The sequence below is a fragment of the Lederbergia wuyishanensis genome, assembly GCF_022900255.1.
GTDB lineage: Bacteria > Bacillota > Bacilli > Bacillales > Bacillaceae_C > Lederbergia > Lederbergia wuyishanensis.
Window position 1 is genome coordinate 20,933 of sequence record NZ_JALIRM010000016.1, and the last position, 12,964, is coordinate 33,896.

Consider the following 12,964-nt stretch of genomic DNA (forward strand, 5'->3'; position numbering starts at 1 on the left):
AAAAGTATGAGAAGAATAAAAGCCATTATGATATTTGAATTAAAAAGAATATTTCAAAAGCCACAATCTTTCCTCCTTATGTTTGGTATGCCGTTATTGTTCACTTTTATCTTTGGTGCACTTTTTTCTAGCGACTCGGAACCGAAACCTAACATAGTGGTAGTAGATGAAGATCATTCCACCTTATCTAAAGCATTGATCAATGAGTTGGAAAGTAAAAATATTATGGAACTGAGTCTTGAGAATGCTAAAGACGCACGTTCAAAGTTCGATGATCAAAAGATAACAGGCTATATACGAATCGATAAAGGCTTTGAGGAGCAAATACTTAATAAAGATATTCCAGTCATTATTTTTGTATACTCTCCTTCATTTAATGGAGCAAAGATGATAGAACAAGTCATTAATGACAGCATGGTAAAACATAGAATTGTAGCTTCAGCTTCAAGTGTTTATCAGGAAATAACAGGAGACAACTGGAAAGGCGTTCAGGAGAAAATCACGAACGAGCTTGCAACTTCAGATGGAATAAAAAACATCCCAATTACGAAGAACAAAGAGCTTGAGACGATGAATAATATGACCGCTCGCTCTGCAGGATTTACGATTATGTTTGTCATGATATCTCTACTTATTAGTACAGGAGTATTTTTAGAAGCTAGACAGACGGGAGTATGGTACCGAATCATGTCGACACCAACTTCAAAAAAAGAGATATTAATCGGATACCTACTTGCCTTCTTCCTTATTGGATGGATTCAATTCGGGGTATTGATGCTCGTTTCAACCTTTGTATTTAATGTTAACTGGGGAAATATGTTAGGCATTTTCGTACTTGTTTCTTGCTTACTACTATGTACGATTGGGCTAGGTCTTTTTATTGCGGGCTTCGTCAAAACATCCGAACAGCAATCTGTATTTGGAAATCTAATTATTGTTTCCACCTGTATGCTCGGTGGTGTCTATTGGCCACTTGAAATCATGCCAAATATGATGCAGCAAATCGCTAAATTTGTTCCACAATACTGGGGCTTAGAAGGTTTTGCAGAATTAGCAGTAAGAGGTGGAACGGTAGCAGATGTTCTTGCACCTAGCGGAGTTTTACTAGTATTTACTATAGTATTCTTGTTTGTAGGAATGACAAGAATTAGATTTGAATGATAGGAGGAAAAAAATGAAAAAAAAGAAGTTCAATTTAGCCTACATGTCTGCAACAACATATCCTATCCTTCTCATAGGATTTATTAATAAAAACTGGGTAGTTATTACTTTAAGTTTCTTATTGTTAGCATCTTTTATAATAGGTGGGTCTATTCAAAACAAACGTCAAATATATTAAAAGCTATAATAGATGAATGATTTTCCAGACCGTTTTGAAAACGCTCGTCATACAAGGCGCGAAGACGCGAAAATAAATTGCCTTCATGAGCGAACGAGTGAGGAAAGCAACGCAGTATGCGAGCGTTTGTCAACAGTCTAAAGGTTCTCCGATTATCTTAGGAGAACCTCTTTTATATAGACTTTGCGATTATTAATATTTCTTCTTTCGTCAACTTACCCTCTATAGATAGATAATGGCTTTGAGTCATCCATATTAATTGGGCAGTTCCGTTTTTAAAAATGACTAAACTCCCCTTTTGCCCTTTTATCTCAACTTGTTCTATCGTCACGTCATCTTTATCCATACTTGCCCCAAATCCAATTGGATTCTCAATTGGCATTTCTGTTACCATAAAACCTCTATCCTTGCCAACATAGCTTAAATAAACAGCTTCAACTTGTTCTTCATATCCGTCCATAACGGTTACTTCCTCTAATTGAAACTCGTTCATAAGGTTTTTAGGAGTTAAGATTGGAAAGTGCGCAGCTTTCTTTGCCTCTTCTAGACTCATTTGTTTAGATACGATTTCCGTCTCGTCAATGACTTCGAACGTTCCCCCATCTAAACCTGGTCCATCACTTTCCCCTTCAGACTTCCCAAACAAATACACAACATTTCCTTGAATAGTATGGAAGATATCCGTAAATTGATTAAAAGCAATCCCTGATTTAGGTGCCGTAGCAAATAGAAGAATGAATAATAAAGAAGCAGAAATCAATAAAGGTTTACGAAATGTACGAATTAGCGGGGATGTTTTTCTCTTTCCATCCCTTCGCCTTTGAAGTTGATTCCACGCCTCCGATGCCTCTAATAGCGGAGGAGGACATTCATTCATTTTTTCACTCAATGCTTCGCGGATGATGTTGTCCAAATGGAGTTCTTTATATTTTGGCATTATGTATCATCTCCCTCATATCGGGTTGTGTTTCCAATGCTTCCCTTAATTTCAATTTTGCACGGTGGATTCGGGTTTTGACCATCGTCACCTTAATATCCAATGCTTCCGCAATTTCTTCGTATTTCATATCATGAAGATACGCCAGAATTAGTACTTGTTTATGTTCTGGTTTTAATTCATCAATCTCTCGAAGGAGTATATTTTTAAGAAATTTCTTTTCAACAATTGTTTCAACAGTAGAATAATGATCATCACTTTTGGAAAGCTGTTCATCTATAATATGGTCCTCAGTAACAACGTCATTCCATTTTTTGATTTTCCTTACATAATCAATGGCTGTACGGGATGCAATTGCTGCTAACCAAGCTCCTAACTTTTCACCATCTTTAACTGTATGCATATTTTGAAATGCCTTCAGAAAGGTTTCCTGTACGATATCCTGAGCCAATTCACGATCTTGAACAATATAGTACGCTGTATAATAGACACGCTGATAAAACATTTCAAAAATGATTCTCTCAGAATCACGATCTTTTTTTAATAGTTTTTGTACTAATCTATTAATCATCCCCACACCCTCTCTGAGTGAAGATTTCCTCAATTTTCCTTTTATTATAACTTAAGACGGATGACTTTTGTAAAAAGAAAATAAGATTTAGTATCTTCATAATATTTATGTAATCCTTCTTTCATGAATATGTACATTTTCACAACAAAAAGGGCAGAATATGTGGGAATTGTTCAGAATTTGTATAGTTTCCTATGCTGTAATGTACATTGAAAGGTCTTTTGTACTACGAATCAAGAGACCTCACAATTTACACTAAGTAAGATGGAGGCATTGATAATGAAATCCCCTTATAATCGCCCGACTGGCTTTCCATACCGGAAAGGGAGTTTCTACCTAAAAGTTTACACAAAATTTTGGTTAAGCCATTCGGTAGCATTCCTTTGGATGTGCATCTCTATTTACCTAGCAAGACATTGGCTAATTGATTTATCTATTATTATTTCTCTGCCCTTGGCGCTTTTAGTGATTGCTGGAATTTCATATATACCGGGGTACATGAATGCTTTTTTAGTGGTCAGTCTAATCATGGACAAACAACCAGTACTTAAAGATGAAAATCCGAATGATGCCATCACTTTGCTTATTGCTGCTTATAACGAGGAAGATAAAATCTATAATACGTTGCATTATATTGGGAAACAGGACTATAGTGGGCCCATTCAAGTAATCCTTGTTAATAATGGTTCTACCGACCAAACAGTGAGAATAGCATTGAAAGCAAAAGAAAATTTCCAGTTAAAGATGGATATTTTACATGAAAAAATACCGGGAAAGTTTCATGCCCTTAACCAAGGGTTACTCCATGTTAAAACACCTTATTTAATTACATTAGATGCTGATACTCTTCTGCATCAATCAGCCATTCGATATTTAGTAGCACGAGTAAAGAGTAGTCCGGCTGATGTCTCTGCCGTAGCAGGATCTATTTTAGTCAAAAATAGTCGAGATAATCTTTGGACAAAGATACAAGAATGGGACTACTTCCTTGGAATTGCCTCTATTAAACGATTACAAGGGCTATATCAAGGAACATTGGTGGCTCAAGGTGCTTACAGTCTATACAAAACGGAAAGTATACGTGAAATAAACGGATGGCCGGATGCTATCGGTGAAGACATTGTGTTAACATGGAAGCTACTTGAAAAAAGATGGAAAATATATTTTGAACCATTGGCTGTTGCTTTTACAGAAGTCCCTAGCTCGATGACTCACTTTTTTCGCCAACGATCAAGATGGGCTAGAGGGATGATCGAAGGGCTAAAACAAGTAAAACCTTGGCAACAGCCCCAAATATATACGAAGTATTTGACCGGCATAAACTTGATTATGCCTTATTTGGATATCATTTACACATTTTGTTGGTTACCTGGTCTTGTATTGGCATTTTTTGGATATTATTGGATTGTCGGTCCCATGACTTTACTTGTTTTACCACTCACACTCTTGAGTTACAGCATTTTATACTTCTACCAAACCAAATATGTATTTAAACCTTTAAACTTAAGAGTCCGAAAAAACATATTAGGATTTATATTATTTATTCTGGCCTATCAAATGATTATGTCGCCTACGTCTGTGTTTGGTTATGTACAAGAATTATTTAAGTTTCGGAGGAAGTGGAAGTGACAGAACAAAAGCGCAAGGTCCCAGCGTATCGTCGACTAGCAAATGTTCTGTGAAGGAAAAAGTCGTTCTTTGATTTTGACTGCGGAGGTTTTTGACTTTCAGCAGATAGCCTTGGTTTCTAGACAACGAAACACCTTATTTCAATAAATATAGACCTCATACAATGTTTTTTATATTAGCACAAAAAATCCAAATGATTACAAACGTACTGACAGTCTATGCTTTATTAGACTTAATCGAACTTCCTACACTATAATTAAGTTCATCTATTTGTGTTATGAAGGGATGGAGTATGATTTTATGACAAAAGGAAATTGTGTAGCAATCATTGGAACTGGCTTTGTCGGATCAAGCTATGCTTTTGCTTTGATGAATCAAGGGATTGCAGATGAACTGATTATGATTGATATTAATCAGGAAAAAGCATTGGGCGATGTGATGGATCTCAATCACGGAAAAGTGTTTGCACCTGATTTAACTCATATTCGATATGGAACTTATGAGGATTGTATCCATGCAGACCTTGTTGTCATTTGTGCAGGTGCAAACCAAAAACAAGGAGAAACTAGACTAGATTTAGTAGAGAAGAACTTAAAGATTTTTAAATCTATTGTGGAAAGTGTCATGGCAAGCGGGTTTGACGGTATATTTTTAGTTGCTACTAACCCTGTTGATATTTTAACATACGCTACTTGGAAATATAGTGGGCTTCCAAAAGAACGCGTTATTGGATCAGGGACTATCCTTGACACCGCACGATTCAGATATATGTTAGGCGATTATTTTAACGTTGCTCCAAACAATGTTCACGCTTATATAATCGGAGAGCATGGAGATAGTGAGCTGCCAGTTTATAGTTTAGCAGATGTTGGTGGCGTCCCAGTCTTAAAAATGATTGATCGTGATCGGCGTTATAGTAGAGAGGATTTAGATGATATTTTCGTGCAAGTGCGAGATTCCGCATACGAAATCATTATGAGTAAAGGTGCCACCTACTACGGAATTGCTATGGGCCTTGTAAGACTAACGAAAGCCATTTTACGTAATGAAAATACAATTCTCACTGTATCTACCTATCTTGAAGGAGAATATGGGGAAAAGGATGTATACATCGGGGTTCCAGCTATTGTAAATAGAGATGGAATAAGAGAAATAGTAGAATTGGAACTTAACGAGGAAGAACAACACTTATTTCATCATAGCGCTGAGACTATAAACAATATATTAAAACCTTATTTTTAAAATCGAACGAATGGCTGTCTAATAAGATAGCCTTTTTTTCATTCTATAAGTGAATGACCCCCAGCCAATATAAGCTGAGGGTCATAGAAGCTTCTACTATTTTCTTTCTCTCATCCAATCCGGTTTTGTAAAACCAGGAAAATCGCTGTCAATTACGTCTTCAAATTCTTTTGATTCTACAACTTCTTTAATATCTTTTACAAACTGTGCATCTTTATTTTTTCCATCGATGACGACACGGTTACGGTGAACATCTCTCATATTTTCGATCATGATTCCTTCATTCATATCAAGACCTGCTGCAAACACAAAGTTCCCAGGTACTGCAGCCATATCTGTGCTCTCAATTGCACGTGCAAGCTGTCCTGCTTCTAATGGTTGGAACTTAAGATTTTTTGGGTTATCTTTAATATCTTTTTCGGAAATCGTCAAATGGCTTACATCATCTTTCAATGTAATCAAGCCTTCTTGTTCTAATATTAATAAGGCTCTACCCATATTTGTAGGATCGTTTGGTAAGGCATATGTTGCCCCATCTGCAATTTCATCAATTGATTTAAATTTATTTGAGAAGACAACCATTGGAGAAGTCGGCACTGTAATGACTTCAGCTAAGTTTAATTTGTTTTGCTCTGCAAATGTTTCCATATAGATTTTATTTTGGAAAACGTTAGCGTCAATATCGCCTGTTCCTAAAGCATTATTTGGTTGGATATAGTCACTGAATTCTACTACCTTTACCTTATAACCTTTCTTTTCAAGACCAGGTTTGATTGCTTTTGTCACCATATCTGTAAATGGACCCGCAGTTGCACCAATAGCAATTTCCTTCTTATCATTGTTCGATTCTGATGAATCTTTTCCACCACAAGCAGCAAGTGCTCCCATTACTAGAACAAGAGTTAATACAAATAACCATTTTTTCATTTCTGTTTCCTCCTGAAGTTTTATCTTTTATCTGCATGTTTTGCCCAACTATCTCCAACAAGTTGAATGAGTTGTACTAAAACAATTAATACTAATACGGTTGTAAACATGATAACTGTATCATAGCGGTAATAACCATAACGGATGGCTAAATCACCGATTCCTCCTCCACCGACAACCCCTGCCATTGCCGAGTATGCAACTAGACTGATAGTTGTCAATGTAACTCCTTGTATAATACTAGACTTTGCTTCGGGGATAAGCACATCTTTAATGATCATCCATGGAGTTGCGCCCACCGATATTGACGCTTCAATAACTCCTTTATCAATTTCACGAAATGCTGTTTCTACAATTCTTGCAAAAAAAGGAATAGCCGCAACAGATATAGAAACCGACGCCGCAGTAGGACCGATTACTTTTCCAACAATCAACATCGTAAAAGGAATGAGTAAAACAAGTAAAATGATAAAAGGAATCGATCTAATTAAATTAATTAAAAAGCCGACAATTGTTTTTACAAGCTTTTGTTCCATAAACATACCTTCGTCTGTTACGAATAAAATAACACCTAATGGAAGCCCGATGAGAATGGCTACGAGAAGCGAGATGCCAACCATATAGATTGTTTCAAAAAATGCTTTATTTAAATCTGGAAGCATTTCGATAATATGCTCAATAACCAACCGTCATCACCTCCGCATTTCCCGTTCTCTCTTGCAGGTATGTTATGGCTTTAGCCACTTCATCTTTTTCACCTATGATTTCTAAAATAAAAATACCTAATGGCTCCTCTTGAATATACTCAATCTTTCCGTGTAGGAAGTTCCCTTTTACCTGGTATAACTGGAGCATATCTGATACAACCGTTTCTCCCGCTTTAGAGCCTTTAAATTGAATTTTTACAATTGTTCCTTGACACTCTCTAATCAATTTTTCAGGAATATCCAATTGAAGAATGTCACCAATAAATTGTTTCGTTAGTTCCGCCTCTGGTGCTGCAAAAATATCGTAAACCGATCCTTCCTCCACAATCTTACCTTCTTGCATGACAGCCATTCGGTCACATATTTCTTTCACAACTTCCATTTCATGCGTGATAAGAACGATCGTCAATCCAAGCTTTTGATTTATATTCTTCAATAAGGCTAGGATGGATTTTGTTGTACTTGGATCAAGAGCGGAAGTTGCTTCATCACATAATAAAACATCTGGATTATTAGCAAGCGCCCTTGCAATTCCTACTCTTTGTTTTTGGCCGCCGCTCAATTGTGCAGGGTACACATCCCTTTTATCTGCTAGTCCAACCATTTGAAGTAACTCTTCTGCTCTTTTTACTCGGTCTGCCTTTGGGTAATCTGCTGCTTTTAAGGCGAAAATAATATTTTCAATAATTGTTTTGGAACTTATCAAGTAAAAATGCTGGAAGATCATCCCTATCTTCTGACGTGCTTTACGAAGTTCTTTTGCTGCAAGCTTCGTTAAATCAGTTCCGTTGATAATCACAGATCCTGAAGTTGGCTCTTCGAGAAGATTCATACAGCGTAGTAAGGAACTTTTTCCTGCACCAGAATATCCGACAATACCAAAAATTTCGCCTTTTTCAATCGTAAGTGAAACATTATCGACCCCGAGGACTTCCCTTTTTTTCGTTTTATATATTTTCGTTACATTTTTTATTTTAATCATTGTTTCCACCTCATAAATGTTGAAAAGCGCGAAAATGGTATTGAAAAACCTCTCTTTATTAAAGGAAAATGCCTCTTTCCATTGAAAGAGGCATCGAAAAATAATCACTCATTTATTTTCGACTTATCTCCCAGAATGGTTTCATTCCGCAGGAAGTGGCACCTTTCCCATATATGGAGGTTGCCGGACGTCATAGGGCCTGATCCCTCAGTCACTCTTGATAAGTTAATCGTATTAAGTTCAATGTACATATTATGCGGGATTCTATACTACCTGTCAATATTTTTTTGGCCTGCGATCATCGAAAATTGGTATTCTACTTCGAATTTCGTCGATCTCATGTAGATCAATTTCACCTATTAAAAGTTCTTCCCCTGAACCACCTTCGGAAATAATAGTTCCCCATGGATCAATGATCATCGAATGGCCCGCAAATTCATTATTAGCGTCAGAGCCTGTTCGATTGCATGCAATGATATAACATTGATTTTCAATAGCTCGCGCTTGTAATAGGATTCTCCAATGTTCAACTCGTGGGGTTGGCCATTCTGCGACAACAAATAGTGCTTTTGCTCCACTCATAACCGATTTTCTCAACCATTCAGGGAATCTTATATCATAGCAAATAAAGCTTCCTGCTTTTTCTCCATCAAGGGTAAAAATAGGCTCATCTTCACCGGCTTGTAAGTATAAATGTTCATCCATAAGTTGAAAAAGGTGAAGCTTGCTATATTCATGGACAAGCTTTCCTTCTTTATCGATGATATACATCGTATTCGTCACTCCGCTGTTAACTTTCTTAGCGATAGATCCACCAACGATATGAAATTGATGTTTTTTAGCTTGTTCTTTTAGTAATTGAAGTACGTCTTTTCCTTCATCATGAGCAATTTCATCTAAACGAGTTAAATCATACCCTGTCGTCCATAATTCAGGTAATACAACGATGGAACATTGCTCTTTCGCCGCTTTTTCAAACCATTGCTCCACTGCTGAAAAATTATTATTCGGATTCCCAAATGCAATATTCATTTGAATACAACCAATTTTCCACTTCACTCTAAGCTCCCCCTTACTTATTTCTGTGCTTTACAAACGTTATCTTTCGTTATAACATTTTAACGTACAAAAGCGCAAGCGCCTGTTCATCGACGTACAAACTTCAGGGCCTTTGACTGAGATAAAGGAAACACGACGAGGGACGAGTCGATGTTGACTTATCGTAGGGAAAATGACAGGAAGTTTGCTAGTCGATAGGCGCTGAAGCTAGACGGATATAGCCATTTTTAGTAAAGTTTTGTCTTTAAGCAAAACCCCATTTCATAAATAACTATAAATGAAAAGGAAAATTCAATATTTTTATAGAGGTGTCACCAATGAAGAATTTTGAAACTTCGGATGTTTTAAAACAATTACCAAAACAGTTTTTTGCCTCGCTTGTACAAAAAGTAAATCAATACATAGCAAACGGCCATGATGTTATAAATTTAGGACAAGGAAATCCAGATTTACCAACCCCAAATCACATCGTGGATAGATTAAAGAGTGCCGCTGATGAGCCTATCAATCACCGTTATCCGCCATTTCGCGGTAAGCCTGAATTGAAAAAAGCTGTGGCAGAGTATTATAAGCGTGAATATAACGTAGAATTAGATCCAGAAACGGAAGTAGCTGTTTTATTTGGAGGAAAAGCAGGTTTAGTAGAATTACCCCAATGCCTTATGAATCCTGGTGATACGATGCTTGTTCCTGATCCAGGTTATCCAGATTATTGGTCAGGTGCAGCACTAGCAAATGTCAAAATGGAAATGATGCCATTAAAAGCTGAGCACCGTTTTCTCCCTCAGTATAATGAAATTCCATTAGAGATTGCAGAAAAGGCCAAAGTGATAATCCTCAACTACCCGAACAATCCTACTGGGGCAGTTGCCGATCTAGATTTCTTTCATGAGACTGTGGATTTTGCAGGGAAGCATCATATTTGTGTTGTACATGACTTTGCATATGGAGCCATTGGATTTGATGGGAAAAAGCCAGTCAGTTTTATGCAGGCTGAAGGTGCAAAAGATGTAGGCATTGAACTTTATACGATGTCTAAAACATACAATATGGCTGGTTGGCGTGTAGCGTTCGCAGTCGGAAATCCTTCTGTTATCGAAGCTATTAATCTTTTACAAGATCATTTATACGTTAGTTTGTTTGGGGCAGTTCAAGATGCTGCAACTGAAGCATTATTAAGCTCCCAACAATGTGCAGTGGAATTAAATGAGACATATGAGAAAAGACGAAATGCATTTATTTCAAGCTTGCATGAAATTGGCTGGAATGTCCAAGCCCCCCCAGGGTCATTTTTTGCTTGGCTTAAAGTTCCTGATGGCTATACGTCTGAGTCATTCGCCAATCTACTATTGGAAAAAGCCCATGTAGCTGTTGCACCAGGGATTGGTTTTGGCGATTATGGCGAGGGTTATATAAGGGTTGGCTTGTTGACAACGGAAGAGAGACTTCGTGAAGCTGCTAGAAGAATTGGTGATTTAGGTATATTTTAACTTTATGTAAAATGAAAAAATTCAGAGGGAATCCATCCACTCTGAATTTTATTTTTGCTAAAATCAATTTCTATCTCTTTTTTCTCCTACCAATTCGGGAATGGATTTTCCTTCGACATAATCAGGTTGATCCATTCCCATTAATGTATATAAAGTTGGTGCGATATCAAGAGTAGAGACTTTCGAATCAATGCTTCCTTTGGAGATACCATTCCCTGCTGCTAATAGGATAGGAAATAGTTCTTTTCTTGATGGATTGCCTCCGTGGTTACCGAGTACTTCAGTAGCCATCACTTCATCTCCATCATCCTGTGCCATATAATATCCTTTTTTAGCAACTAAAAGAATATCACCTGTATTTTCGTGATACATTTCCTTTAATTCCCTCTTAGGTATAATGACTTTATCATATGGATTCACCTTCTGATCAAAAGAAGCAAAAAAACCTGTGTCTTTTAATATTTTTATTGGCGATTCGTCTTCATAACGAATTATATTTTTGCCTTCCAATCGTCCATAAATATATGAAAGGGAACTCTTTAGAGGGATTTTCTTTTTTTTCAACTGCACATTTTTAAAAATAGAGACAATTTCTCTTTGAAGTGATACGTATTCTTTTTGATCGACGACTCCATCTTTTTCTATCCCTTTTACATTAATAAATATATGCGCAATCGATCCACTCGAAAGGGCAAATGCCTTTGATTTTTTTTCATCGATTTTCCCTTGGCTGTCTTTTACTAGTAATCCTTTTTTCTCTAACTCTTCATTAGGAGATAAACTAGAATGAACGGGCTCCATTCCATGATCAGAAACAAGAAATATACGATCGTTTTTATTTATCGTTAAAAGAACTTGACCCAGCATTTCATCAGACAAACGGTATGCCCAGCGAATATGTTCCATATAGCGTTCTGATTTTTCTTTTGAATAACCGGGTTGTCTCGGATTGATGAGCAGATAATTATGAGACTCATGGTCCACTTGAGGATAATAAAAGAATAATAAGTCAGGCTTGTACCTCTCTTTTATATATAGCGAGACATCCGTTGCCCATTGCGCAAAGCGAGTGCTGATTTCTTCGTATTCTTTGCGGGTAATCCATTTTTTCTTAAGTGCTTTATCATCATCTTGGACTGGAAAAAATCCAAAGTTTTCATTAATCGTCTCTTTAAAATCGGAAGGTCCTTCTATTACTGCTGATGTGACGGCCGTCCTGTACAATTTAGCGTCTGATAGGTCTGACTTTGTGGCCTTCAGCTTAAAAGAAAATCCCGCCAATTCTCTATTTTTAGTTGGAAAGGAAAGAAATCCCCATTCATCCAAGTGAACTTTTTCTGCTAATTTCATACTAGGGTCAAAAGAAAAATAAAAAGTATCATATTTATGTAGTTTACCTGAACTTTTCGCCATGATGTATACTGTTCGATTATCGTGCTTATCAAGCTTCAGTGGAAAGCTTGTTTTTTTAGTATTACCTTCTGTTTGAAAATCTAACGACAAAAAATCACTATCAGCCCATGTATTACCATAATAGACTGCGTAATCCGCTTTATATCCGTATTCGGGATTTGAGCCTGGAAAAAGAACAGTAGCCGTTGTTTTTCCTTCTTTTCGAGCTACTGACCATACAGGCTCCGCATCAAGTGGAGAAAAGAAGGCACTGTCACGGTTAGTCAATTTTTTATTACGTTTATGAATTTCATTGCTGACCATTCCGGTAGAACTTGGTCTTGCTCCTGTTGCTATCGCAGCATGCGATGCTGAAGTCAAGGAAGGAAAAATGGTTCGAATATTTTTAGCATACATTCCTTTGTCTACTACATCACTGAAATTTGGCATATCCCCTTTTTCCATATAACTCTCCAGATAGTCGTGGCGCATCCCATCAAATGAAACTACCATAGTTGATCCATTTTCTTCTACTCCTAAAACAACAGAAGGAAGAATCGTCATACTTAAAAAAGAAAGTAATAATATTCGCATTATCATCCAAACACACACCTATCTCTTGCTGATTTCTATGATATTTACCCTTTGTGGATTGAATCTAAGCTCCTTATCTTTTATGAATGGCATGT

At 36.9% G+C, this 12,964-nt stretch carries 12 protein-coding genes and 1 riboswitch; of the genes, 5 read left to right on the forward strand and 7 right to left on the reverse strand.

The features are described from left to right. The first annotated feature begins 6 nt into the window (after positions 1–6). Together MT489_RS19635 and MT489_RS19640 are read left to right on the forward strand one after the other, a co-directional pair. Positions 7–1,161 carry an ABC transporter permease gene (locus MT489_RS19635; RefSeq protein ID WP_244683261.1) on the forward strand — a complete coding sequence of 385 codons (1,155 nt, stop codon included), beginning with the start codon at positions 7–9 and terminating at the stop codon, positions 1,159–1,161. Positions 1,162–1,174: 13 nt separating this feature from the next. After that, positions 1,175–1,339 carry a hypothetical protein gene (locus tag MT489_RS19640; RefSeq protein ID WP_244683262.1) on the forward strand — a complete coding sequence of 55 codons (165 nt, stop codon included), beginning with the start codon at positions 1,175–1,177 and terminating at the stop codon, positions 1,337–1,339. Between the two features lie 172 nt (positions 1,340–1,511). On the opposite strand, the gene MT489_RS19645 is transcribed toward MT489_RS19640, so the two are convergent. Together MT489_RS19645 and MT489_RS19650 are read right to left on the reverse strand one after the other, a co-directional pair. Further along, positions 1,512–2,276, reverse strand: coding sequence for a DUF4367 domain-containing protein (locus MT489_RS19645; RefSeq protein WP_244683263.1), 765 nt, complete (start codon positions 2,274–2,276; stop codon positions 1,512–1,514). Further along, the gene (locus MT489_RS19650) at positions 2,263–2,847 is read right to left on the reverse strand and encodes an RNA polymerase sigma factor (RefSeq protein WP_244683264.1); all 585 of its coding nucleotides are present in this window, start codon (positions 2,845–2,847) and stop codon (positions 2,263–2,265) included. Before MT489_RS19650 ends, MT489_RS19645 begins: the two co-directional genes overlap by 14 nt. Before the next feature lie 279 nt (positions 2,848–3,126). Here MT489_RS19650 and MT489_RS19655 point away from each other — a divergent pair, with 279 nt between their 5' ends. Continuing rightward, complete coding sequence (locus MT489_RS19655; RefSeq protein WP_244683265.1) at positions 3,127–4,476, forward strand: glycosyltransferase family 2 protein; 1,350 nt, start codon at positions 3,127–3,129, stop codon at positions 4,474–4,476. A 300-nt stretch (positions 4,477–4,776) separates the two neighbouring features. Then, entirely contained in the window at positions 4,777–5,718 is a 942-nt protein-coding gene (locus MT489_RS19660) for an L-lactate dehydrogenase (protein WP_244683266.1), read from the forward strand. A gap of 96 nt (positions 5,719–5,814) precedes the next feature. Here the strand turns inward: MT489_RS19660 and MT489_RS19665 are convergent, their stop codons facing one another. The 4 genes from MT489_RS19665 to MT489_RS19680 all read right to left on the reverse strand — a co-directional run bounded on the left by MT489_RS19665 (position 5,815) and on the right by MT489_RS19680 (position 9,393). Continuing rightward, entirely contained in the window at positions 5,815–6,645 is an 831-nt protein-coding gene (locus tag MT489_RS19665) for a MetQ/NlpA family ABC transporter substrate-binding protein (protein ID WP_244683267.1), read from the reverse strand. Positions 6,646–6,665: 20 nt separating this feature from the next. Then, entirely contained in the window at positions 6,666–7,307 is a 642-nt protein-coding gene (locus tag MT489_RS19670) for a methionine ABC transporter permease (RefSeq protein ID WP_370876433.1), read from the reverse strand. Between the two features lie 13 nt (positions 7,308–7,320). Next, the gene (locus tag MT489_RS19675) at positions 7,321–8,334 is read right to left on the reverse strand and encodes a methionine ABC transporter ATP-binding protein (protein ID WP_244683269.1); all 1,014 of its coding nucleotides are present in this window, start codon (positions 8,332–8,334) and stop codon (positions 7,321–7,323) included. Between the two features lie 120 nt (positions 8,335–8,454). Continuing rightward, a riboswitch (SAM riboswitch) is annotated at positions 8,455–8,561 on the reverse strand. Between the two features lie 49 nt (positions 8,562–8,610). Next, complete coding sequence (locus MT489_RS19680; RefSeq protein ID WP_244683270.1) at positions 8,611–9,393, reverse strand: carbon-nitrogen family hydrolase; 783 nt, start codon at positions 9,391–9,393, stop codon at positions 8,611–8,613. A 317-nt stretch (positions 9,394–9,710) separates the two neighbouring features. Here MT489_RS19680 and MT489_RS19685 point away from each other — a divergent pair, with 317 nt between their 5' ends. Further along, on the forward strand, positions 9,711–10,883 hold the full coding sequence (locus MT489_RS19685; protein ID WP_244683271.1) for a pyridoxal phosphate-dependent aminotransferase: 1,173 nt from the start codon (positions 9,711–9,713) through the stop codon (positions 10,881–10,883). 63 nt (positions 10,884–10,946) lie between these two features. Here MT489_RS19685 and MT489_RS19690 read toward each other — a convergent pair whose 3' ends face one another. Then, a complete protein-coding gene (locus MT489_RS19690) occupies positions 10,947–12,875 on the reverse strand; it encodes an alkaline phosphatase family protein (RefSeq protein WP_244683272.1) in 1,929 nt (642 codons plus the stop codon). Between the last annotated feature and the right edge of the window lie 89 nt (positions 12,876–12,964).